Source organism: Paraglaciecola sp. L3A3 (genome assembly GCF_009796765.1).
GTDB lineage: Bacteria > Pseudomonadota > Gammaproteobacteria > Enterobacterales > Alteromonadaceae > Paraglaciecola.
Genome location: NZ_CP047023.1, coordinates 357,112 through 381,451 on the forward strand (window position 1 = coordinate 357,112; position 24,340 = coordinate 381,451).

26 protein-coding genes are annotated in these 24,340 nt (G+C 38.7%); 21 read left to right on the forward strand and 5 right to left on the reverse strand.

Annotated elements, in window-relative coordinates; all coding sequences use genetic code 11:
* Positions 1-17 precede the first annotated feature (17 nt).
* Positions 18-2,789 (forward strand): XrtA/PEP-CTERM system TPR-repeat protein PrsT, encoded by a 2,772-nt coding sequence (prsT, locus tag GQR87_RS01460; RefSeq protein ID WP_158965829.1) that lies wholly within the window; start codon positions 18-20, stop codon positions 2,787-2,789.
* A gap of 112 nt (positions 2,790-2,901) precedes the next feature.
* Here the strand turns inward: prsT and GQR87_RS01465 are convergent, their stop codons facing one another.
* Entirely contained in the window at positions 2,902-3,711 is an 810-nt protein-coding gene (locus GQR87_RS01465; protein WP_158965831.1) for an ion transporter, read from the reverse strand.
* 130 nt (positions 3,712-3,841) lie between these two features.
* Positions 3,842-5,161, reverse strand: coding sequence for an outer membrane channel protein TolC (gene tolC, locus GQR87_RS01470; RefSeq protein ID WP_158965833.1), 1,320 nt, complete (start codon positions 5,159-5,161; stop codon positions 3,842-3,844).
* Between the two features lie 235 nt (positions 5,162-5,396).
* Between tolC and nudF the strand changes: the two genes are divergently transcribed.
* The 6 genes from nudF to GQR87_RS01500 all read left to right on the forward strand — a co-directional run bounded on the left by nudF (position 5,397) and on the right by GQR87_RS01500 (position 11,117).
* Entirely contained in the window at positions 5,397-6,032 is a 636-nt protein-coding gene (nudF, locus tag GQR87_RS01475; protein WP_158965835.1) for an ADP-ribose diphosphatase, read from the forward strand.
* Positions 6,025-6,471 (forward strand): DUF1249 domain-containing protein, encoded by a 447-nt coding sequence (locus GQR87_RS01480; protein ID WP_158965837.1) that lies wholly within the window; start codon positions 6,025-6,027, stop codon positions 6,469-6,471. Before nudF ends, GQR87_RS01480 begins: the two co-directional genes overlap by 8 nt.
* Before the next feature lie 11 nt (positions 6,472-6,482).
* On the forward strand, positions 6,483-7,232 hold the full coding sequence (locus GQR87_RS01485; protein WP_158965838.1) for a metallophosphoesterase: 750 nt from the start codon (positions 6,483-6,485) through the stop codon (positions 7,230-7,232).
* 2 nt (positions 7,233-7,234) lie between these two features.
* On the forward strand, positions 7,235-7,813 hold the full coding sequence (locus GQR87_RS01490) for a YqiA/YcfP family alpha/beta fold hydrolase (protein WP_158965840.1): 579 nt from the start codon (positions 7,235-7,237) through the stop codon (positions 7,811-7,813).
* A gap of 93 nt (positions 7,814-7,906) precedes the next feature.
* Positions 7,907-9,796, forward strand: coding sequence for a DNA topoisomerase IV subunit B (gene parE / locus GQR87_RS01495; RefSeq protein WP_158965842.1), 1,890 nt, complete (start codon positions 7,907-7,909; stop codon positions 9,794-9,796).
* A gap of 37 nt (positions 9,797-9,833) precedes the next feature.
* On the forward strand, positions 9,834-11,117 hold the full coding sequence (locus GQR87_RS01500) for a hypothetical protein (protein WP_158965844.1): 1,284 nt from the start codon (positions 9,834-9,836) through the stop codon (positions 11,115-11,117).
* A 61-nt stretch (positions 11,118-11,178) separates the two neighbouring features.
* Here GQR87_RS01500 and GQR87_RS01505 read toward each other — a convergent pair whose 3' ends face one another.
* On the reverse strand, positions 11,179-11,487 hold the full coding sequence (locus GQR87_RS01505) for a hypothetical protein (RefSeq protein WP_158965846.1): 309 nt from the start codon (positions 11,485-11,487) through the stop codon (positions 11,179-11,181).
* Positions 11,488-11,580: 93 nt separating this feature from the next.
* Here GQR87_RS01505 and GQR87_RS01510 point away from each other — a divergent pair, with 93 nt between their 5' ends.
* On the forward strand, positions 11,581-11,772 hold the full coding sequence (locus GQR87_RS01510) for a hypothetical protein (protein WP_158965848.1): 192 nt from the start codon (positions 11,581-11,583) through the stop codon (positions 11,770-11,772).
* Between the two features lie 148 nt (positions 11,773-11,920).
* Here the strand turns inward: GQR87_RS01510 and epmB are convergent, their stop codons facing one another.
* Positions 11,921-12,946: an EF-P beta-lysylation protein EpmB gene (epmB, locus tag GQR87_RS01515; protein ID WP_158965850.1), complete on the reverse strand. Its 1,026-nt coding sequence runs from the start codon at positions 12,944-12,946 to the stop codon at positions 11,921-11,923.
* Positions 12,947-12,981: 35 nt separating this feature from the next.
* Between epmB and efp the strand changes: the two genes are divergently transcribed.
* The 13 genes from efp (at position 12,982) to GQR87_RS01580 (ending at position 23,652) form a co-directional block, all read left to right on the forward strand.
* On the forward strand, positions 12,982-13,551 hold the full coding sequence (gene efp, locus GQR87_RS01520; RefSeq protein ID WP_158965852.1) for an elongation factor P: 570 nt from the start codon (positions 12,982-12,984) through the stop codon (positions 13,549-13,551).
* A 62-nt stretch (positions 13,552-13,613) separates the two neighbouring features.
* Complete coding sequence (gene epmA, locus GQR87_RS01525; protein ID WP_158965854.1) at positions 13,614-14,588, forward strand: elongation factor P--(R)-beta-lysine ligase; 975 nt, start codon at positions 13,614-13,616, stop codon at positions 14,586-14,588.
* 78 nt (positions 14,589-14,666) lie between these two features.
* Positions 14,667-15,104 (forward strand): hypothetical protein, encoded by a 438-nt coding sequence (locus GQR87_RS01530; RefSeq protein ID WP_158965856.1) that lies wholly within the window; start codon positions 14,667-14,669, stop codon positions 15,102-15,104.
* A 327-nt stretch (positions 15,105-15,431) separates the two neighbouring features.
* The gene (locus tag GQR87_RS22295; protein ID WP_233267372.1) at positions 15,432-16,280 is read left to right on the forward strand and encodes an RHS repeat-associated core domain-containing protein; all 849 of its coding nucleotides are present in this window, start codon (positions 15,432-15,434) and stop codon (positions 16,278-16,280) included.
* The gene (locus GQR87_RS01540) at positions 16,270-16,854 is read left to right on the forward strand and encodes a hypothetical protein (RefSeq protein ID WP_158965858.1); all 585 of its coding nucleotides are present in this window, start codon (positions 16,270-16,272) and stop codon (positions 16,852-16,854) included. Before GQR87_RS22295 ends, GQR87_RS01540 begins: the two co-directional genes overlap by 11 nt.
* 195 nt (positions 16,855-17,049) lie before the next feature.
* Positions 17,050-17,277: a hypothetical protein gene (locus GQR87_RS01545; protein ID WP_158965860.1), complete on the forward strand. Its 228-nt coding sequence runs from the start codon at positions 17,050-17,052 to the stop codon at positions 17,275-17,277.
* A gap of 149 nt (positions 17,278-17,426) precedes the next feature.
* A complete protein-coding gene (locus GQR87_RS22300) occupies positions 17,427-19,172 on the forward strand; it encodes an RHS repeat domain-containing protein (protein ID WP_158965862.1) in 1,746 nt (581 codons plus the stop codon).
* A 12-nt stretch (positions 19,173-19,184) separates the two neighbouring features.
* Positions 19,185-19,772, forward strand: coding sequence for a hypothetical protein (locus GQR87_RS01555; protein ID WP_158965864.1), 588 nt, complete (start codon positions 19,185-19,187; stop codon positions 19,770-19,772).
* Positions 19,773-19,887: 115 nt separating this feature from the next.
* Positions 19,888-20,244 (forward strand): hypothetical protein, encoded by a 357-nt coding sequence (locus GQR87_RS01560; protein ID WP_158965866.1) that lies wholly within the window; start codon positions 19,888-19,890, stop codon positions 20,242-20,244.
* A 4-nt stretch (positions 20,245-20,248) separates the two neighbouring features.
* Positions 20,249-20,740 (forward strand): hypothetical protein, encoded by a 492-nt coding sequence (locus GQR87_RS01565; RefSeq protein ID WP_158965868.1) that lies wholly within the window; start codon positions 20,249-20,251, stop codon positions 20,738-20,740.
* A gap of 207 nt (positions 20,741-20,947) precedes the next feature.
* Positions 20,948-21,658, forward strand: coding sequence for a transposase (locus GQR87_RS01570; protein WP_158965870.1), 711 nt, complete (start codon positions 20,948-20,950; stop codon positions 21,656-21,658).
* A gap of 87 nt (positions 21,659-21,745) precedes the next feature.
* Positions 21,746-22,603, forward strand: a complete 858-nt coding sequence (locus GQR87_RS01575) for a helix-turn-helix domain-containing protein (RefSeq protein WP_158965872.1) — start codon at positions 21,746-21,748, stop codon at positions 22,601-22,603.
* Between the two features lie 89 nt (positions 22,604-22,692).
* On the forward strand, positions 22,693-23,652 hold the full coding sequence (locus GQR87_RS01580) for a hypothetical protein (RefSeq protein WP_233267373.1): 960 nt from the start codon (positions 22,693-22,695) through the stop codon (positions 23,650-23,652).
* Between the two features lie 76 nt (positions 23,653-23,728).
* Here GQR87_RS01580 and GQR87_RS01585 read toward each other — a convergent pair whose 3' ends face one another.
* On the reverse strand, positions 23,729-24,340 hold the full coding sequence (locus GQR87_RS01585; RefSeq protein ID WP_158965874.1) for a peptidylprolyl isomerase: 612 nt from the start codon (positions 24,338-24,340) through the stop codon (positions 23,729-23,731).

Sequence of the window (24,340 nt, forward strand, 5' to 3'; positions counted from 1 at the left end):
GACTTTATAGGAAATAAATGATGAATTTTTTGTGCAAGACTAGTTTGAAATTCGCCTTAGTAGGTGTTGTATGTGTAAGCATCTCAGCTTGCGGGCAAAAAAGTACTGCTGAATATGTTGAAGAGGCTAAGCAGTTTAGCGCTGAACAAAATATTAATGCTGCCATTCTGTCGTTGAAAAATGCGATTCAAGCCGATCCTAAGTCTGCAGTTGCCAGATTTGAACTTGGCCGTTTGTATATTCAGCAAAAGCAGTATGAAAATGCTGAAAAAGAACTGAATCGTGCCATGGAGTATGGTTTTGAGCCATCTAAAGTCTTACCTCTGTTGACCCAAGCTTATCATCGTACTGGAGCCTATTCTGCAATTAGTAAAATAGAGCATCATCAGGCTGGTTTAACGGCAAGCGAACAGGCTGAAATTGGCTATTTTAAAGTGCTGTCTTTAGTACGTTTAAATAAATTAGAAGACGCTCGAGTTCTTATTACTGAGCTAGCTGATTTGGACAGCAATTCTATCTTTAAAGGCTTAACTGCTGCATATGAAAAAGTGGTAGATAGGGATTACCAAGCAGCCTTAGATGAAACGATCTTATTAAAAGAACAAGCGCCACAAAATGCTGAAGTATTAAAGTTATTGGCTCAATTGTATTTATCGCTAAAACAACCTGATAGTGCGGTTGAGGTATTTACTGAATATGTAGGGCTTTTTCCAGAAGATAATCAAACCATGTTTGTTTTGGCTAAGCTGTTAGTTGATACAGGTAAAGCATCATCTGCCGAACCTTATATCGACAAACTATTATTAATTAATGATAAAAATCCTCTACTCAATCAGTTAAAATCAGCTTCTAGTGCGGCACAAGAAAAATATGACTTGGCCTTAAAACATGCAGAAACGGCTATCTTGGGCGGAATTGATGAACCTTCTTTAAGACTTATTGCAGGTTATTCAGCTTATCAGGTTAATGATTTCGCCAGTGCTAATCGTCACCTTTCTTATATAGTGGGATTATTACCAGATAATCATCCGGGCTTAAAGCTGCTTGCAGCCAGTCAGCTGCAATTAGGTTTAACCAGTGAAGTAGGTGATGTATTAGACCGACTAGACGAATTGTCTGAAGAAGACGCGCCTTTATTTTCCAAAGCGAGTTATGAACTGTTAAAAGGTGGCTTTGAAAAAGAAGCTAAAGGTTTAGTAGAAAGATCGACTGCCATCAGTTCAACAGCAGAAGATCTAACGCGTTTAGGTTTATTAAAATTATCTCTTAATAACTTAGACGGTATAGTCAATCTAGAGGAAGCTGTAGCGAAAGCGCCTGAGCTAGAAGCTGCCCAAGTGACTTTAGGCAAGGCTTATTTAGCGACCAAACAATATGATAAAGCATTAGCTTTAGCGAACGATTGGAAAGCCTCTAATCCAGATGAGTTAAAGTCGTATATGTTAGCGGGTGAAATCTATACTAAGCAAAAGCAATACGCACAAGCTAAAGCTGAATTTGAACAAGGATTAGCTGCTATTCCCGGTAACCCTGCGCCCATATTAGCTATGGTTAACCTAGAGCTAATTCAAAAAAACATTCCGCAAGCCGTCAATATGTTAGATGACTTGTTAGTTGAGTTTCCGCAAAATATTCCTGCTTTAGCGACTAATTATTTGGTTGCTAAACAACAGGGTGATGCGACTGCTGCGATTAAGAAAATTAATCTCGCTTTTGACAGTGACCCACAAAATATTGGCTTACGTTTATTGTTAGCTCGGGTGAAAACTGCAGAGCAAGAATACACAGATGCAATTAAATTATTAGAGGTATTAGAAGGTCAAGAAAATCTTCCTCAAGGTTATTGGAAGATATTAGGTCAGTCTTTGATTAGAACTAATCAAGCTACATTAGCCAATAAACACTATGATACTTGGTTGCTTGAACAACCTAATAATAAAGAAGCTAATATTGGTAAACTTTTGTTGTTAGACAACAAAAATAAATTTACAGATGCTTTAGTCATCACCCAAAACTTTTTAAAAATTCGCGATGATTTGCAAATGCAATTACTCAACCTGCATTTTTTATTAATGAACTCAGATTATAAAGATGCCAAAGGTGAGTACGAAGCTCTTCCTAATACTGTACTTGATAAACCTTTAGTAAAAGGTTTCTTAGCTCGCCTACAATTGAGTGATGGCAAGCCTGAGTTAGCTTTAGAGAACAGTTTAATTGCCTATAATGCTAGTCCCTCAACTCGAAATTTATTAGTGGTATTAGCGAGTTATTCAAAACTGGGACAAAATGCCCAAGGCACTGCATTACTTAAGCAACATTTACAAAAGCAACCCAATGATCAAGCTGCACGTATGTTGTTAGCTGAAAGACAAATTAGCTCGGACACGTCAGCAGCTATTGCATCTTATCAAGCTGCGATAGAGAAAAACCCGAAAAATTATGTTGCTAGAAATAATTTAGCTTACTTATATTTACAAGCCGGACAACTTGATAAAGCTAAAGAGCAAGGACAAGAAGCTGTCGCTATTGAGCCAAACAATGCCGCAGCTTTAGATACTCTAGCCCAAATATGGTTTACAGATAAGGAGTACGATAAAGCCCTGGAATTATATGAACGGGCGGTCACCAAGGAAATGCAAAACGAAGAAATTTACTTAAATTATGTAGAGACATTGCTAGCTGCAGAAAAAACCTTTTTAGCTGAACGTAAGTTTAAGCAAAGAGAAATGAAAGAGCCTGCTTCAATCCAACGCGTGGCAGAACTAAAAGCTAAATATCAGATTAAATAACCTGAACTCGGGTCAAGTTGTCAAATGAACTTCGGACTTTGCTGTACTAAATAAAGTAAAGTCCGAGTTTATAGAATATTGAACAATTTATTTGAGGATGAGCAGATCCCGCTTAATTGTTCTTTTTTAATTCACGTATTTGTTGATCTAACGCTGATATTTGTTTGGCAATATCTTTCAGGCTGGGCTCACCTTCTTCTTCTAGTTTTTCTGCTCTAGCTTTAGCGTTTTCTTGTTCCATTACCCCCACTACAATTCCGATTACCATGTTCAAAAATGCAAAAGCAGTGAAGAATATAAAGGTCAAATAGAAGACCCAACTAAGGGGGTACACTTCCATTGTTTCGTACATCACGTCTGTCCAATCTTCGAATGTCATGACTCGAAATAAGGTCAGTAATGATATGGTGATGTGTCCCCATAATTCAGGATTGATTTCGGCAAACAAAGTACTACCGATTGCGGCATAAATATAAAAGATGATAAACATCAATAGCATGACGTAACCAAGCTGTGGTAGAGCTTTAACTAAAGAAACCAGTAAAATCCTTAGTTCAGGAATGATAGATATCATTCGTAATACGCGAAACACCCTGACTAATCGAGCAATAACCGCTAATTCGGCATCGTCGGCGGGAATTAAACTGACAACGACTATGAGTGTGTCAAAAACATTCCAGAAATTTTTAAAAAAGTTACGTTTTTTGTGTTCGGCTAAAAATCGAATGGTGACTTCTGTTAAAAAGAAGCCACTAATAAACCAATCTAAAAATTTAGTCACAACTAACATAGTGCTAGACATTGGATAGGTTTTTGCGCCCACCAACAGGGCGGAAAAAATAATGACAGTGACGACAAAAATTTCGAACAATTTATTACTGCGAATGCGGATGAACGTATTATTTAGAGTTGATGTTTTCATGGGCTTTATAGATAAATAATTAACGGCGATAGAGTAGTGAATTCGTTGCAACTGTCAATCTATGAATGACAGAGATTATTGACTAACATAAAAAAGGCAGCCTTAGCTGCCTTATAAGCATTGATTGTACTCAGTTTTGTGCAACTAACGCAGCATCTATATCTTTTACATCTTGTTCAGATAATTTTCCTGCAGCTAATTTTAATTGCATCACACTAGTGACATAGCCATATCTGACTCTAGATAGGTTACGTCTAGCATCGAACAAGTTACGGGTACTGTTTAATACATCTACAATAGTACGTGTACCGACTTCGAATCCCGCATTGGTGGCATTTAATGCACTTTCAGCAGAAATTACCGCTTGTTCAAAGGCTTTAATACGAGCAATTGCGGCTTTAACGTCATTATAGTTTGAACGTACACTACGGATAACTTGTCTGTGTATACGTTCACGTTCTTCGCTGTCGGCAATAAAACTAAATTTGGCTGCGTCAACATCAGCAGAAACTCGGCCTCCAGAATAAATTGGAATAGATACACCTAAACCCACGCTATAACTATTTGAATGGCTGTCGGTTGTTACGTGGTTTTGATCTTTACTGCTATCACCCGAGCCGGCACTTGCACTTAAACTGACTGTGGGTAAATGACCAGAACGAGCACTCTTGATATCAAATTTAGAAATATCCACACTGGTATTGGCTGCAATAAGTTGTAAATTTAATTCATCTGCCAATTTTAACCAGTCATTGATATTAGCAGGAGCAGGCATAGCTGCTGAAAATGTTTCAGTATTTAAAACATTTAACGCTGAATAGTAACGACCAGTAATTTCTCGTAAGGCTTCAAGGTTAGTTTCTACCGCGTTTTCAGCGCTGATTTCAGAAGCGACCGATGTGTCGTACTGCGCTTGGGCTTCATGTACATCTGTAACTGCGGTTAATCCGACATTAAACCTTTGTTTGGTTTGTTCTAGTTGACGTTCGATAGCCCGTTTTTCTGCTTTGGCAAATTCTAAATCGTCTTTTGCTTGTAAGGTATTAAAATAACTGGTGACCGTTCTTACAATCAGATTTTGCATCGCTTGGGCGTAGATAGTATCGGCTCTACTTGCTTCTAATTCAGCTCGATCAAGGGCAATCCAATTAGAGCGATCATAAATACTTTGGTTTAAATTGATGCTTGCGCCAGTTGAATCAGTAGTAGATGAAGAACTAGCTCTAACATCGCTGTATGAGCGGCCTGCTGATAATGATGCGGATATTTGGGGTAAAAGACTAGCACGACTTCTATCTATGTTAACAAATGCGGCTTCTTTAATTGCTTTTGATTGCAAAGTTGTTGGGTCATTTTGTAAAGCCTGTTGATAAACTTCAAATAGTGAGTCAGCATAAGCAGATGTTGTCATGCCTACACTTATCAATAGTGATAAAAGTGTCTTTTTCATTTGTCGTCCTAAAATGTTTACTAATCCGATTTGGCGCGAATATTTAATCTGTGGATACAGTTTATTCAAATCAAGTGCCAACTGACAATGTTTTGTCGTAATACTAGGCTGGCAAGTGTAACAGAATATGTGATTAATAAAGAAATTTACACTCGCAATACAATCATTTGTCCGTCTTATATCGTGATTAAAGGTACAATAACTTCATTCACCAGATTATAGGCGGAGAGACACTTTGACTAAACCCACTAATAATATCCAGCGTTATGGACAACAAGATATAAAAATCTTGCAAAAAGAACCCTTGTATAGTGGTTTTTTTAATATGGTAAAATACGCCTTTAAACATAAATTGTATAAAGGTGGCTGGAGTGAAGTAATTGAGCGTGAAGTCTTTGAACGAGGCCACGCTATTGCAGTATTACTTTATGACCCTAATTTGGAAGAATTTGTGTTAATTGAGCAGGTTCGCATTGGTGCTGTCCCTACTTCAGAATCACCTTGGTTGATTGAAGTGGTAGCCGGGATTATTGATGAAGGCGAAACCGCTGAAAATGTCTGCCGACGTGAATCTATTGAAGAAGCTGGGGTTGAAGTTAAACAACTCACTAAAGCTCTGAGTTATTTATCTAGTCCTGGCGGCACCACTGAAAGATTACATATTTTTGTCGGTGAAGTGGATGCAACACAAGCCCAAGGTGTTCATGGACTAGACTATGAGGGAGAAGATATTCTGGTGCATAGAGTTCCCGAACAACAGGGGTTGAATTGGATAAATGAAGGCAAGGTAGATAACGCTGCAACTCTTATTGCTTTGCAGTGGTTTGCTATGAATAAACAAACATTAATGGAAACATGGTCGAATGAGTAATGTGTTAAGTCGTAAGTATGTACCTAAGTTAGCTAATATGCACCAAGTGTGTGAGCTCAACTATGGTTGGTTATTACGGCTTTTACCCGATTGTGATACAGAAGATTTACAGTACCAATTTGCGGTAAGTGATGCCCTGCAATACACCATTAAAATCATTGAGTGTAGTCGTTATACTAGCACCTTAGAAATGTCACAAAAGAGTATTGCTGGATTTGAATTTTTGCGACCTATAGTCCAAGTTAGGTTATACCATGATGCCCAAATGGCTGAAGTCATTAGCGCGCAAAATATTGGCTCTCTGAAGCCTAGTTATCGCTATCCTAATATTAAAATGTATCAAAGAAATGAAAAAGAAATGGTCAATCAATTTTTAGCCGAATGGTTACAGTTTTGCATCAGTCAAAATAAGCAAGCGCTGACCTTACAGCTTGATTAGCGTTAACGTATATGAAAATAATTCAGATATCTGATTGCCACCTGTTTGCTGATGTGAATAAACTAGGTTATAACGACATAAATCCATACCAAAGTTTATCAAATGTTTTAGCGAGTGTGGGTGCTTGCCAACCTGATTTGATTTTGTTTACTGGTGATATTAGTGGGGATGCTTCAAGCGCAAGTTATCAACATTTTGAACGGTTATTAAAGCAAACAAAACTGACATGTGCTTGGTCACTTATTCCTGGTAACCATGATAATCCTAAAGCTTTGGTCGAACTTTTTTCTGCAGAACATTTATGGCACAACTCTCCACAAGTGTTGACTAACAGTCAGTGGCAAATTCATCTACTAAACTCTCATCATCAGGGCACTTTAGGATATGTTGAGGGCGATGAATTAGATAGTCTTGAGCAACAATTAACAAACCATCCAGATAAGTATCATTTGCTTGCTGTTCACCATCATCCACTACCATGTCATAGTTGGATGGATAAACACGAATGGTTAAATCGAACTGATTTTATAGAGCTATTAGAAAAACACGCTTCTGTTAAAGCTGTCGTTTACGGGCATATACATGCAGATATTGAAACTGAGCGTCAGGGTATTAAATATTTGGCTTGCCCCTCAACATGCTGGCAATGGTCTTGTGAAAAAACCTTTGGTGTAAGTGATCTTGCACCCGGGTTTAGAGTGATTAATTTAGCTGAAAATGGTCAAATAACCACATCAGTACAACGTTTAGTGAGCAGTTGAATTTGCAATATATAGTGATATATTTACATGGTTTTTTAAGTTCACCACAATCTAATAAAGCCACACAAACAATAGAGTTTGTTAAATCTCATTACCCGCAGCTAATTTTAGAAACACCTAAGCTGGGTAATTATCCACAACAAGCTGTGGCAACCATTGAACAAATAGTAAAAAAATATCCAAACAGCCAGTTGCGTTTTATCGGCAGTTCATTAGGTGGGTATTTGGCTACTTATATGTGTGAAAAGTATGCAGGTAAAGCGGTATTAATTAATCCGGCTGTCAGGCCCTATGAACTGTTAGTGGATTTTTTAGGGCAGCATGTTAATCCTTACACAGAGGAAATCTTTCATTTAGAACAAAAACACATAGCTGAATTAAAATCCTTAGATATCCCTATATCTAAAACAGCTGAAAATTATTGGCTTTTATTACAAACAGGTGATGAAACTTTAGATTACCGCCAAGCCGAAGAAAAATATCAAGGTCATAAAATGACAATAGAGCAGGGTGGAGATCACAGTTTCCAACATTTTGAACGATTCTTAGCAGATATTTTTAGGTTTCTACTGCAAGACTAAATGAAGCTTGGTATAACATAACTTTAGCGAGGGCCATTCCTCGGCTTATTCATATTTATCTACACCGAACAATAAGAGCTCTAAATAAAAACTATGACAAATCAATATAACGCAGAAGCAATTGAAGTCTTAAATGGTTTAGAACCCGTACAAAGACGCCCCGGAATGTACACAGATACCACTCGACCCAACCATTTAAGTCAAGAGGTAATAGATAACAGTGTAGATGAAGCGCTTGGTGGCTTTGCTAGCTCAATAAAAGTTGTGTTACATGCCGATCAATCTCTGGAAGTAACCGATGATGGGCGTGGTATGCCTGTAGATATTCATCCAGAAGAAGGTATTTCGGGCGTAGAATTAATTATGACCAAGTTACACGCTGGTGGTAAGTTTTCTAATAAAAACTACCAATTTTCAGGCGGTTTGCATGGTGTAGGTATTTCTGTTGTTAATGCTTTATCAAAAAGAGTTGAAGTGCATATTCGTCGTGACGGCAATGTTTATCAAATTGCTTTTGAAAATGGCGATAAAGTGCAAGAGTTACAAATTGTAGATACCTGTGGAAAGCGCAATACCGGTACTAAAGTGCACTTTTGGCCTGATCCAAAATATTTCGATTCGGCTAAATTTTCAGTCACTAAGTTATTACACATATTAAGAGCGAAAGCAGTGTTATGCCCTGGCTTACGTATTCGCTTTGATAATAAAATTAATAACGAAACTACTGAGTGGTATTTTGAAGATGGTTTACGTGATTATCTTTATCAATCAGTAAAAGAATATGTCACCTTGCCTGAAGATGTGCCATTTGTGGGTAGCCTTGCTGGTAATACTGAGGCAGCTGACTGGGCTGTTATGTGGTTACCTGAAGGTGGCGAAATGGTCACCGAAAGTTATGTGAACTTGATACCTACCGCACAAGGTGGAACTCACGTAAACGGTTTACGCCAAGGTTTATTAGAGTCAATGCGTGAGTTTTGTGAGTTCAGAAATTTATTACCTAGGGGGGTAAAACTCACCCCTGAAGATATCTGGGATCGTTGTAGTTATATTTTATCTACTAAAATGCAAGATCCCCAGTTTGCAGGACAAATTAAAGAACGTTTATCTTCGCGCCAAGCTGCTGCTTTTGTTTCTGGAGTGGTCAAAGATGCCTTTAGTTTATGGTTAAATCAGCATACTGACGTGGCAGAACTTTTAGCAGAAATGTGTATCAACAATGCACAAACCCGCTTACGTCAAAGTAAAAAAGTCGCTCGTAAAAAAATCACCCAAGGCCCAGCCTTACCCGGTAAACTGACTGATTGTTCAACTCAAGATACCACACGTTCTGAGCTGTTTTTAGTGGAAGGAGACTCAGCTGGTGGCTCTGCTAAACAAGCCCGAGACCGAGAGTTCCAAGCCATCATGCCTTTACGTGGAAAAATCCTCAACAGTTGGGAAGTTGATTCATCACAAGTGCTAGCCTCAAATGAAATCCATGACATTTCTGTTGCATTAGGTATCGACCCTGACTCAGAAGATTTAAGTAGTTTACGTTATGATAAAATCTGCATTCTGGCTGATGCCGACTCAGATGGATTGCACATTGCTACTTTGTTATGCGCTTTGTTTGTTAAACACTTCAGAACCCTAGTGAATACTGGGCATGTCTACGTAGCAATGCCGCCTTTATTTAGAATTGATATTGGCAAAGATGTTTATTATGCACTGGATGAAAGTGAGAAAGATGGCATTTTAGATCGTATTGTGGCGGAGAAAAAACGCGGCAAAGTGAATGTGCAACGCTTTAAAGGTCTAGGTGAAATGAACCCGTTACAATTACGTGAAACAACTATGGATCCCAATACTCGTAGGTTAGTGCAGTTAGTGGCAGACGATCCTGAACAAATGTTAGAGACTATGGATATGTTACTCGCCAAAAAACGTGCGCCAGATCGCAAAGAGTGGCTCGAATCAAAAGGCAATATGGCTATCGTTTAAGCCATTTCATCGTAATAAATATATAAAGGAAATTCTGTTGTTTAAGTTGATTAAATATCTATTAGTGATCTTGTTGTTACTAGTTGTTACTTTTGTTGGGTTATTTCTTACTGCTTTAGAGTCTGAGCCGCTGGTTACTACTCAGAGTGGCCAACAAGTCGATGAAGCTGAATCAGTTAAAAAATTGATGAAACAGCTGAGCGATAGCGTTAAAAATAGAGATAGTAAACAGAGTATCACTATCACCGAAAATCAATTGAACAGCTTAGTGGGCTTTGCGCAAAGAGCGCATAGACCATTGCAAGGACAAGTGAAAATAACAGAGACATCATCACAAATACTGACTAGCTATGCTTTACCTGCTAATCCCTTTGGCCGTTATCTCAATATCGACATTCAATTGATGCCGGGAGCTGGAATTTTAGTTGAGCAAGTTAAATTTGGCTCTTTTTCTATTCCTGGTGATATGGCCCTGAAGACAATTGTCACTCTGGCTAATTGGTACACAAAAAGCGACATCGCTCAGCAATTTGTTGATCAAGTTGAATATGTTGCCATGTCACCTAACAAAGTCGTGTTATCGGTTAGGCCTCTAGATGATTTTTTGAATGAACTGAATATGGTGAAACAGACAGTGGGCAGTGAAGGTGATGAAGAGTTACGTTTACGGACAGCCTTCTATTTGAAAAAGCTTTCTGAACTTCCAGTTGGTTCAAAAACTAGACCCCAGTCTTTAGCTAAGTATATCGGTCCTCTGTTTAATTGGGCTAAACAACGTTCAAGCGTTGAAACAGCAGTGCAAGAAAATGAAGCGGCTATTATGGCTCTGGCTATTTATGCGGGTCATCATAGGTTTGCTAATTTTGTCGGTGAGGTTCAGCCTATTCCAGGTAAGTTAGCCTTACCAAAAGCCAGTCCTATGTTGAAGTTTAGAGGCGACTTAAACCAACACTTTATATTCTCAGCGGCAATTAAAATCATGTCTGAACAAGGGTTAAGTATTGCCATTGGCGAATTTAAAGAGCTAATGGACAGAGGCAAAGGGGGCTCAGGCTTTAGTTTTGTTGACTTGGCAGCTGATATTGCTGGAGTAGAATTTGCTCAGTCTGCGACTGATCCTAATAGCGCCCGTAGAGTGCAACTTATTTTGGCTAATAAGTTTAGTGAAAGTGCTTTTTTTCCAGCGATAAAAGGTTTGCCTGAAGGTCTTAGAAAAGCTGAATTTACTAAGCGTTTTACCGATGCTGATAGTCCGGCGTATCAACAAATGGTCGCCGAAATTAAAAATAGAATCAAGGTTCTACCTATACACATTAATTAGTTTAAAACCATCCAAGCAGGCTGAAATACTAGCCTGCTTGTTAATCGATTATACTGATTGCTTAGCGAACGCTTTTTTGAAAGTGAGCTAAGGTTTTTAATAACAATTCTATTTTTGTCACTAAGTCAGGCAATTCAGCTTTTACTTCTGATTCTGGTTTTTCTGCTAACTCAACAACTGTTTTGGCTAATTCTTCTACATAGGGTTTAAAAAAACGACTATTGGCTTCGAATCCCGCTTCTGCAGGAAATACAGCTGTAAATTTGCCTTTGCCACTAGTTTGTAATTGAGAAATGATGTGGTCTGCGTCGATTGATTTACGATAAATCAGTTGAACGTTTTCACCGAGCTTTTGAATAATTGTTTGCATTGCTAAAGTTTCTGTCTGTTAGGTCGATAATATGTGCGAAGCTGGCAATTCTGCCTGCTTTTGTACTTTGCTACAAGCAATAGGGAATATGGTATGGATATTCAAGGTGCTAGTCACTCTGCTTCATCCGGTGCGACGCTTGAAATAAAATCTCTGCAACTTGCTAAGTCACAGCAAGAAACAGAGGGAAAAGCGACGCTTCAGCTGCTGGAATCTGCCGCTGACGTGCCAAAAACTTCATCAGCTAATCCCGCAATTGGATCTCATGTAGATACTTTTGCGTAATTTTATATAGGGCAGGCCCTATGGATGAAGATGTAAATCAAGTGGCGTCTTGCCGGGTTATCTAACGCCTATTTCTCGTACGAGTTTAGGTAACAGGTAGCTTGGTAGGCGCTTTATCATTTGTTTGAACAAATACTTTATGTAAATTTTAAGGGTGAAGTTTTAAATCAAGCGGGGTCTTGCCTGGTTGACCACCGATTTCTCGTACGAGTTTAGGTACCAGATAACCTGGCTGACGCTTTATCAAATCAGCCATTAAGTCTAGAGCTTGTGGTTCTGGCACATCAAAATGTTCAGCCCCTTCCACCTTATCTAACACATGTAAATAATATGGCATGATGCCTATTTCAAATAACCTCTCATTTAAAGTAATTTGTTGTTCAGCTGTATCATTAATGCCTTTTAACAGCACAGCTTGATTGAGCATAGTTACACCTGCATCTTTTAATTTTTTCACTGCACTTGCGACTTTTTCATCAATTTCGTTGGCATGATTGATATGCAACACCATCACAGGCTTCAATCTCGATTTGCTAAACCATGTCATCAGTTCGTCTGTTATCCTCGCTGGGATGACCACAGGAAGTCTAGTATGGATACGCAAACGCTTAACGTGGGCAATATTTTCTATTTGCGCCGTTAACCAAGCTAAAAAATCATCTTTAGCCATCAGTGGATCTCCACCAGAGTAGATCACTTCGTCTATTTGTGGGTTTTCAGCAATGTAATTGATTGCAGTTTGCCATTGTTGTTTATTTAGGTGATTGTCGCTATAAGGAAAATGACGACGAAAACAATAACGACAATTGACCGCACATCCCCCTCTAACTAACAACAATAAGCGGTTTTGGTATTTATGTAAGATACCGGGCTGTTGATTGTCTTGTTCTTGTAAAGGATCTTTGCTGTAACCTTTTACAGAATAAAATTCTTTTTGCTGAGTGAAAACTTGTAAAAAAAGCGGGTCTTTAGGATCGCCTTTGACCATACGAGCCGCGAATTCTCTAGGCACACGCATAGGGAACAACTTACGAGCTTTAATATCTTCAGCATAGTCCTCAGCAGGTAATTCGAGGTATTTGAGTAAAGATTCGGGATCAGAAAAACTAGTTGTCAGTTCTTTTTGCCAGTAAGTCTCTACAGTCAGACGTTTTTTAGGTATTATTTGCGACAATTACTCTCTCAGCATAGTTATATTTACGAGGACACATGGCTAATTACAGCACAAATGAGTTTAAATCGGGCCTAAAGATAATGCTCGACGGCGAACCTTGCAACATTCTTGAAAATGAATTTGTTAAACCAGGTAAAGGCCAAGCCTTTAGCCGAGTTAAAATTCGCAAGCTTATATCAGGAAAAGTATTAGAAAAAACGTTTAAATCTGGTGAATCAGTAGAAGGTGCGGACGTATTGGATACGGAGTTAGCGTATTTGTACACAGATGGCGAATTTTGGCATTTCATGAACAACGACACATTCGAGCAAATAGCTGCCGATGATAAAGCGGTAGGCGACAGTGTAAAATGGTTAGTTGAAAATGACGTATGTACTATTACCTTGTGGAATGGTTCACCTATTGTTGTTCAACCTGCTAATTTCGTAGAACTAGAAATTACTGAAACTGATCCTGGCTTAAAAGGCGATACCGCAGGGACGGGTGGCAAACCTGCAACATTATCTACAGGTGCGGTTGTTCGAGTCCCTTTATTTGTACAAACAGGTGAAGTGGTTCGTGTTGATACTCGTAATGGTGAATATGTAGGTCGAGCACAAAAATAAGTGCTTAATACCTTTAAATTGTTAAAGCTCACCTTTAGGTGGGCTTTTTTATGGGTTTTATTATGACAAAGACTCATTGGCAGCCTAGTGCCAGCATAGCAGTGCTTAAACAACGGGCTGTCCTTATCCAAAAGATTAGACAATTTTTTGCCGATAAAGGCGTGTTAGAAGTGGATACTCCCGCGCTTAGCCATAGCGCTGTTACCGACCAGCATTTGCATTCTTTTAGTACAGAGTTTCAAAGCCCCTTTGCGGTTGATACACAGAGATTGTATCTACAAACCTCTCCTGAGTTTGCGATGAAGCGTTTGTTAGCTGCGGGTAGTGGGCCGATTTATCAAATATGTAAGTCGTTTCGCAATGAAGAGGCTGGGCGTTTTCATAATCCAGAATTTACTATGTTAGAGTGGTATAGACCTAGTTTTGACCATCAACAACTGATGACTGAGATGGATGAACTGATGCAGCTTATTTTAGGTTGTAGAAGTGCCGAGAGACTCACATACCAGCAAGCATTTATGCAACACCTTAGTTGCGACCCAATTAACGCCAGTTTGACTGAGCTAAAAGCATTGGCCAGTGAACATGGGTATGCTGACTTAGCTGCTAATGAAGAAGATAAAGATACCTTGCTAGTGTTGTTATTTAGTCAAAAGGTTGAACCTAAAATAGGTCAAACACGACCTTGTTTTGTCTATGACTTTCCCGCATCCCAAGCCGCGCTGGCGAAAATAAATCCGTTAAATGCTAATGTGGCAGAGCGCTTTGAATTGTATTTTAAAGGTATGGAACTGGCTAATGGCTTTCATGAGTTAGACAATGCTCAAGAGCAACTGGCTAGATTTGAAGCCGATAATCAAAAGCGACAACAGCATGGTTTATCAGCTATGCCAATTGACCACAACTTAATTGCCGCTCTTGAATATGGTTTACCACAATGTGCGGGGGTGGCCATGGGAATAGATAGGTTAGTCATGTTAGCCTTAGAGTGTGACAGCATTGATCAGGTCATCGCTTTTGAACACAATAGAGCTTAATTGTTACATCAGTCTTAATTTTGACGTCTTTTAGTGCGACGTTTACAACTTACTTAATGCTAAATTAAAAGGAACATCATGGCAGACGGACAACTCAGTACTTTGCAACAAGAATGGATAACACTACAAAATCAGTTTGATCAGTACGAGAAATTCTCACTGTTAATAAAGTTGTTCAATATTCTAGTGACCTGTTATTTGCTGTTTGTGGTGGAATTGGCATGGTGGCCACTATTTGTATGTGCTGTTATTTGGTTGCAAGACGGCATTTGGAAAACCTTTCAGGCTAGAACAGGGGATAGGTTATTGTTGGTTGAAGAGGCAGTCAGTCAGTTGCAAGGCGCAGATAACAGTAGCCAGCCAATACTAGGTATGCAATTTAACTCAGAATGGGAAAACTCTCGTAAAGGTGCCGTAGGGTTAATCATGGAATATGTTAAACAATCACTCAAACCCACTGTGGCTTATCCTCATGTTTTGCTGCTTTTATTGTGCCTAGTCATGATGTTTTTGTAATATCGCGCAATTAGATGACGACTCTAAATAGGCTACTTTAACTGCATAGTGGACATCCGAGTTGGAAAAATCACTAGCTCTACCGTGATCAATAATGTCATCTTTTACTTGCTGTTGTGCACTAGTTGATACCCTAAGTTATTTGCTTATTTGCTTATTTGCCATGCTGTTTATTATTAAGTTCGGTTATTAATTTGATATACATTTCATGCTCGTGGCTTGTTAATTTTTTAATAATCGAGCGAAGATTTTCTATGATCACAGGGACAGTTATCTTAACTTAGTAACCTCACTCTTAGCACCACCCGAGGCTACACAGGCCATGAAATGTTAGATGAAAGTGGCCTTATTCATATGAATGGTCGGGTCTACGACCCTGTAGCAGGAAGATTCTTAAGTGCGGATATTTACATTCAAGCGCCTACCAATACTCAAAGCTATAATCGCTATAGTTATGTGCTGAATAATCCGTTGAGTTTTGTAGATCCTAGTGGGTATACGGCTGAAACGAATGAACCCGTTTGTGGTGCAAGTGAAGGGTGCATTGTAGTTACTGGCTCAAGGCAAGAGCAAATTAGACATGAATTGGATGTACAAAACGCATTAGCTGATTATTATAATAGGATGGATCGTGGAGAAAGCACTTCAGGCAGTCCGATGGATTTTATTCAATATGATTATGGTGGTGTAACTAAGTTTAACCCTAGAACTGGTGGGGTAGACTTGGTATTTCGCGAAAATATGACAACACTTAATCGAAAAGTAGGTAAACAAACTCGAAATATACTGGGTAAATATAAAAAGGGTAAGTTTAGATTTGGTAAAGGTGAAAAAATGACCTACGCGCAAGCTGTATGGTTATGGCGCTATGGTGGGGGTAGAGGAGTGGTTCTAGATGGTAACAACTATTCAAATAACAATATATATACTAAGACAGGGTTAGTTTCTCTAGTAACGGCTGTGGACGTTTATTGGCATCCTTACGGAGATGCAACTAAAGTTTTCGGGAGTGAGAATTTTTCGAATGGTAGGCTTGTTGGTACAAGTACCTACGACTTTGATTTTAAATCCTCTGGTCCCGTTAATCTTTTATTTAGAAATCCGCTTAATCAAGCTGCTATTTATGAACATGGGGCGGGAATGCCATTTGATATAGGCTTCAAATATGATTACTAAATTTGGAAATAAGTATTTTTTATTTCTTGTGATTATAGTAACAGGAATGTGTTTCTATTTTTTTAGTGGATTGCCCAGAGGTTATTCTTACTTAGATTATTCGTCTTATGTGAATAGAATTGAGCTTAATGACAATACGGTTATTGCGCCTATGGTATTGGATATTGATGATGCAAACGGGTTTATCGTAGGCCTAAAGCTCCCAATTGATTATAGAAAGTGTTTTACCGATAGCTCAAGGGAAAGTTATCATGGAGATGTTGAAGTTTTATATCTCCCTGAGTTTTTTATAATATTTAGTGACTCTGGAAGGGTGTTAAGGTTTAAGAATAAAAGTCAATTTGAGCTGGCACTATCAGAGGAGGGCATACTAGAAGATATTTTCCTCGACTACTCGGCATTTGATATTTTTTGGGAGCGAATTCCGCAAACAGCAAAATGGGATGATTTTGCTGGACAAGACTGTCCAGAGCCGAAGGAAGGAGAACATGAATATTCACTATCGATAATGGCAGATATTGAAAGTGGATTTAGAAATATTGCCGAGTTAAGGAAAATAAAAGGCAAAGAATAAAAGGGGGCAGAGCCGTAATAAAAGGGGTCAGAGCCGAATTAAATAGTTCTGGAATGTGTTGAATAAAACGGCTCTGACCCTATTTGATTTCTTCTATTTGATTTCTTATTACGTGCCAGAGAAGTCAATACTCAAAATGGCGCACCTTGGTGGAGTAATGGGCCTGCACGTATTTGGCAGGCAGGCAAGCAGACGGTGGATAGCCAGCATAATATGAGTCATGGCATGTTGTTTGGTAATCAAGTGGTAAGCACCACCCACACCTCTGGCAATGGTTACTATATACAAAAAACTGCAGGCAAATATCAAAACGGCAACCTTAACAGCGAATTACAATCGGCTCGTTATTTGTTTAATACCTCAGGTGCGTTAACAACACGAGAAGAGACCCATAATAAAAGGGGTCAGAGCCGAATTAAATAGTTCTGGAATGTGTTGAATAAAACGGCTCTGACCCTATTTGATTTCTTCTATTTGATTTCTTATTACGTGCCAGAGAAGTCAATACTCAAAATGGCGCACCTTGGTGGAGTAATGGGCCTGCACGTATTTGGCAGGCAGGCAAGCAGACGGTGGATAGCCAGCATAATATGAGTCATGGCATGTTGTTTGGTAATCAAGTGGTAAGCACCACCCACACCTCTGGCAATGGTTACTATATACAAAAAACTGCAGGCAAATATCAAAACGGCAACCTTAACAGCGAATTACAATCGGCTCGTTATTTGTTTAATACCTCAGGTGCGTTAACAACACGAGAAGAGACCCAAAGTGTCTTAAGCGGCGGGTTTGACTTAAAAGAAAGATTTACATACGACACCCTTAACCGGGTTAAATCCAGTCATGTTTACCGCAAAAATACCAATGCAAGCCAGCAGTTAATCAACAGTGCCAATTATCGCTACGATGATTTAGGTAACCTTAACTATCGTTCAGATAAAGGCGGCACCTTTTATTACAATCAAACCAACGGTGCCAGTGTGCATGGTGTCACTCAAGCCAATGGCCAAACCTACAAATACGATGAATATGGCAATGTGACCCAAAAAGGCAATAGCCAGATTAGTTACAACATCTTTAACAAACCCAGCAATATTGATGGCCAACTGTTTTATTACGGCGCTGACCATAAGTGCTATAAAAAAGTCGATGCAGATGGCACTAAAACCTATTACTTAATGGGTGGCATGTATGAAGAAATTGTCAAAGGCCCCAAAGTCATTCATAACAGCTATGTAGATGGGGTGTATTTACTCCAAGAAACCGTCTCTTATGGCTACATGGGCAATACCAAGCGCCGTTATTTACTGCAAGACCATTTAGGCTCCACCTCTGTCATCACCAATGAATCAGGCTTAATTGAAGAGCGTTTAAGCTTTAATACCTGGGGTGAACGCCGAGCCAGTGATTGGAGTACCAATAGCGTTAGCCTAAACGGCCTGACCAGCACCCGCGGCTTTACTGGCCACGAGATGCTAGACGACAGTGGGCTAATTCATATGAATGGCCGGGTATACGACCCCACAGCAGGCCGATTCTTAAGTGCTGATATTTTAATCCAAGCCCCTAGCAATACCCAAAGTTATAACCGCTATAGTTATGTGCTGAATAATCCTTTGAGTTATGTCGACCCTACTGGGTATGAGAGTGAAGAGAATAGTGAAAACCCTCCAGTATGTAATGCAAGTGAGGGGTGTATAACTGTTACAGGCTCTAGACGAGAGCAAATTAGGCATGAGATGGATGTAATGAATGCCTTAGCTGATTATTACAATAAATTAGACCGAGGGGAGGTGACATCAGACTTCCCTACTGATTATGTTTCATATGATTATGGGGCAGTAACGAAATTTAACCCCAGAACAGGTTCTGTAGACATTGCTTTCAAACAAAAGATAAGTAGGTTAAATCGAAATGTACGTAGGCAAACTCGAAATATGCTGCGTAAATATAAAAAAGGTAAGTTTAGATTTGGCAAAGGGGAAAAGATAACATATGCGCAAGCTGTATGGTTATGGCGCTTTGGTGGGGGGAGAGGAGTTATTGTCGATAATGACATGTATACAAATAATAACATATTCAGTAAAGTTTCTGGGCTTTCATTAATAACAGCTGCGGGAGACCATTGGAGCCCCTATGGGGACGCAACTAAAGTTTTTGGTAGTGAGAAGGTTATAAATGGCAGAATGACTCGGAGTACTTATGACTTTGATTTTAAAACTTCAGGTTTTATAAATTTAACGATTAGAAACTACTTAAACCAACAGGCAATATACGAGCATGGCGCAGGCACTCCATATGATATTTCTAGTTTTTAATATTGACTATTTATGACTAATAGCAACTATAAAAAATGGCTGATTTTATTAGCTACCATTCCTATGATTACTTATTTGATACTTTCGCCCCAGCTGCCAAATGGTTACATATATATTGATTATTCTTCGTATTTTAATAGTATTGAAAGAGAAGGAGAAGTAATTGTTGCGCCTGTAGTGATAGATATTGACAGTACATCAGATTTTATTGTTGGTATAAAGCTCCCTTTAGATTATAGAAACTGCTATAAGAATAAAGAAGATCTTGATATACCTACTCCACTTACAGCACTCGGCGTTTTAAACCTCTCTGAATTTTTTATTGTTAATACGGAGAGTCATAAGGTTTTAAGATTTAAAGATAAACAAAAATTTGAATCCGCTATGCTTGACTTGGGTATATTAGCGAAAATTGAATTAGACTATAGCCAACTAAATAAATTCTGGGAAAATATTCCTCAGACATCTAAATGGGATAGTACCCTTAGTCCTGAGTGTCCACTTATTAAGCAAGGAGAAAGTGGTTACAAATTTTCAATCGCTGCTGATTTAGATAGTGGGTTTAGAACCATAGAAGAAATTCCTTACTTGAAAGAATAAATAAGAATCGATAGGGTCAGAGACTGAGGGATCCCAAATAAAAGGGGTCAGAGCCGAATTAAATAGTTCTGCAAATAAAAGGGGGCAGAGCCGAATTAAATAGTTCTGGAATGTGTTGAATAAAACGGCTCTGACCCTATTTGATTCAGGAGGTTATCAAACTGCAGCTCAAATTCTTAACAATACACTTAACTCCCCAAGGCATAAGATGCTTACTACAAAGGGCTTTGGCTCTATGCATTTGGCAGGGCAGTCAATTAATTACGGTGCTATTCGAGGAAGGGAGCAGCAGCTGATTGATTATCTAGGTGGTGCGCTTAGTATTGGTGGTAGTGCTAGAAATAAAATTAATGGAATTGCTGACTTTAACCCTAATAGACCTTTTTATTTTTCTGATGCTATTGCCGAGTTTGGCGCTCTTCCGGATAATTCGCCTTATAGATTAAGATTTGGTGGTAATTATGGACTTTAAGAATATGAAACGTACGAAATATGATATTAATAGAAGCATTTACGAATCATTAATTAGTAAATTAAACGACACCTCTGATCCTCAAGTGAAGCGATTGATTGGTTCTTGGACTGTTTCGTTACGTCAGATGGATAGTTGGTTGTCAGACCCAAAAACAAAAATTAAAAAATCAGCATTGGCAACTGGTTTAGAGCAGGGTCTAATGGATGCTTATTTGATGCTTATTCAAATTAATAATGAAGAAAGTACTGAAGCATGTCGTATTTTTCTGAGTGTGTGTGAAAATATTGATGAGGCTTTTATACTAAAAAGAAACAACCGAATTAGTAAAATTCTATCTAGAGGAAAAATTAGAAATGAACAAGATTACTATTTAATTCGCAATAAAATAGATGAGTTATCTTTGTTGTCACCTTCTTCTCACAGTGAAATAGCTTCATATGATCAATTATTGTATGAATTTGAAAATAAAAGGGTTCAGAACAACGTTAAATGAAATTAACTTTTACGCCAGCCCGGTTTTCTACCGGGAGGTAAAGCATGAATCGTCAGGGTCAAAGACGTTGATTTAGTAAAAGAATAAAAGGGGTCAGAGCCGAATTAAATGGTCTATATTGTTGAGGTAAAGAATAAAAGGGGTCAGAGCCGAATTAAATGGTCTATATTGTTGAGGTATAGACTTTTTTTGTTTTAGGAGGCATTTATGCCAAGAAAACCTAGGGCTTCAGCGGCAGGTGTGCCAGAGCATATTATTCAACGAGGTAACAATCGTCAGGTTACTTTTACCAGTGAAGAAGATATGAAGGCTTATGTCACATGGTTGAAGGAATATGCGAAAAAGTATGAAGTGAACATTCATGCCTGGGTGCTAATGACGAATCATGTGCATTTATTATGCACCCCAATGACAGCAACAGGTATTTCTCAAATGATGCAGTCATTGGGGCGTATGTATGTGATGTATTTCAATAAAACCTATCTTCGCTCAGGTACATTGTGGGAAGGCCGCTATAGGTCTTGCTTAGTGCAAGAAGAAACCTATCTTTTACAAGTCTATCGCTATATTGAACTTAACCCCGTTAGGGCCGGTATGGTAGCAGACCCAGCAGACTATACCTGGTCGAGTTATCAATGTAATGCTTTGGGTAAAAAGAGTGATTTGTTGTCGGCCCATCCATTATATTTGGCTTTAGGATCAAGCAAGGTGAAAAGACAGGAAAGTTATCTTGACCTTTTTAAGTATCATGTTGAAGGTAAACTGTTAGATGATATCAGGCAGGCTACGAATAAGGGATTGGCATTAGGCAATGAACATTTTATTGCAGATGTCGAGGCTGTGACAGGTAAGCGTTTGGTTGAAGGTAAAAGGGGGCGTAGAGTGGGTTGGCGAAAGCCAAAAGAGGGAAAGAGTTAAAATAAAACGGCTCTGACCCTATTTGATTCACAATCAATGAGTTACAGTCTAGCGAAACAGCTAGTGTTTCTATGGGATAAAGTATAAATGGCTATGCATCAAAAACTAGATGCCATTAATCAAATCAATCAATACGTTTTTGATAACATGGCTACTGCAATTTCGGTCGATCAACTAGCCAATCTGGTTGGCCTGTCAAAATATCACTTACACCGTATTTTTGCTGCACAAACTGGGTTTGAAATAGCTGAGTATATTCAACGCAGAAAAATGGAGACGGCATTATCACTTTTGAAGCAAGGGAATAGATCTGTCATTGATGTGGCTTTGGAGGTGGGTTATGAATCCCATTCTTCTTTTTCTAGAGTATTCAAAAAGACCTTTGGGATAGCGCCTAGTCAGAGTAGTCAGCAGCAATTAGATAGTGCTCTTATTTTATATAAAAAATCGAATAAAGACATAGATGAATATATAGAAACACGTTGGCTTTCATTGCCCGAGCGAATTTTATATGGGTGTTATTGTAAGGCATTCGAAAAACAGAGCTTTGCGAATATAGCCACCGAAAATTTCAATTATTTAACTGATTTAAGTGAGCAGAAAGATTATTTATTATCTAGACCTGTGGGGGTTTCACTAAATAACCCATGGGTAAATGACAGTCAGAGTAGTGACTTCTTTTGTGGTTTTCTTTCTGGGCTTGATGAGCAAACTCAATTAACACAATTAGTGTGGCCCAAAGGGAATTATATTTACACTGAATATGTTGGCCCATATCAAGGTATGTGGCAGTTTATTTCTAAATTACACAGTATTTGGGCCAGTGAAAAAAAGATTAAACTCACGGTGCGCAAAGTGTATCAACGTTATTTAAATAGCCCTCAGAATACTCCTCCAGAACATCTTAAAACTGAACTTTATTTCCCAGTAGAAGAAATTTTATAAAAATAAGTGCTTGGCAGCACTTTCTGCACAGCTAAAGAAAAATTGATAGTGGATAATATTACTATACTAAATTGAAATAGAAGGTTCTTATGTTGCAAAAAATGTGTTTTTTATTATTCCTTGGCTGTACTTCAAGTCTAGCTAAAACAGTTTCAACAGAGCTAGATTTTTTTGATGCAGACAGAGAGCGCCCAGTAAAAGTCAGATTTTGGTATCAGTCCTCAGGTAATTGCGATGAAAAACTGTGTATCGCAACAGATTCTTCTAATCAAAAAATGCCTGTTGCTGTCTTATCTCATGGTGCTTTTGGTTCACCTAGAGAAATGAACTGGTTAGGATATAGCTTGGCTTCACAGGGCTGGTTAGTTGCAGGCGTTGCGCATTACCAAGAGTCTTGGGTCTATGGTACTGAGACCATTGAACACTCTAGTGTGTCAAAGCCTTGGTTAAGAGCACAAGACGTGAGCTTTGTACTTGACACGTTATTGCTTAATAATTTAAGCGATGCTCTGGTGGATGATGAAAATATTATTGCTATTGGTCATTCTTCAGGGGGGTATACTGCATTGAGCTTAGTGGGCGCTGATTTAAACTTTATCGGGATGCAAAATTACTGTGCTAAATTTATTGCCAAAGATATAGGCTGTAGGTATGGAAGTGCTAAAAATAATAAACCGACTACTAACATTGATGTGACTAAGGTCACGGATCCAAGAATTAGAGCTGTTATTGCCCTCGACCCTGCACTAGGACCTGCGGTGACAAAAAGTGCATTAAACAAGATAAATGTTCCAGTGTTAATCGCGGGATCGGTAAATAATGATTTTCTAATTTTTGAACATCATGCCAAATACTACAGTGAAAATATCCCTAAGGCTGAATTGATTGAAGTTGGCAGCGGCGCGGGACATTTTGTTTACTTGGATAAATGTGAACATCAGCATAAAGCAATGGGCGTATCTCTATGTGCTGATAGAGAAGGCGTTGACCGGCAAGAAGTACAACAAGAGTTGGTTAGAAAAATTCTAAACTTTGTTGTTCATATATAAAGATTTGACCAATTCCATTAAATTCTTGAAGAGGGAGCATTTATTTATTGGAATTGGTCTTCAGAAACCTCTAGGGCTAGAGAGGCGGTAATATTATAACTTTTTTCAGGATGATTTTTTCTACAGGCACATCTGACCAACCGTACTTAGGATCAAAGTCTGTTTTGACTTCAGCCATTTTATCTAGCACTTCGTAGCCTTCTTGTACCGAACCAAACACTGTATAACCCCAGTCTCGACCAGGATCTAAACTGTCATTGTTGTTCATATTAAAGAAAAACTGACGAGTGGCAGAATGGGGATCATTCTTGCGCGCCATAGTGATATTGTACATTTTGTTTTTTAGGCCGTTACCTGACTCATTAAATATGGGGGCAAAAGAGGGTTTTTCGATAAAGTCAGTGTCATAGCCGCCGCCTTGAATGACAAATTCTGGCACAATTCGATGAAATATTGTGTCTTCGTAACTGCGTTTATCTACGTAACGTAAGAAGTTATTCACTGTTATTGGTGCTTTGTTGCGATCGAGTTCAACAATAATGTCGCCCATAGTGGTCACCAATTTTACTCTAGGGTAATAATTATCAGCTTGGATCTGTGAGCCGTCGTCTTTTGGTTTGGCGTTAAGTATATTGCTGAACAATAAAGTAATGGCAATAAAAGTTGCGAGAATGGGATTTTTTAGCAT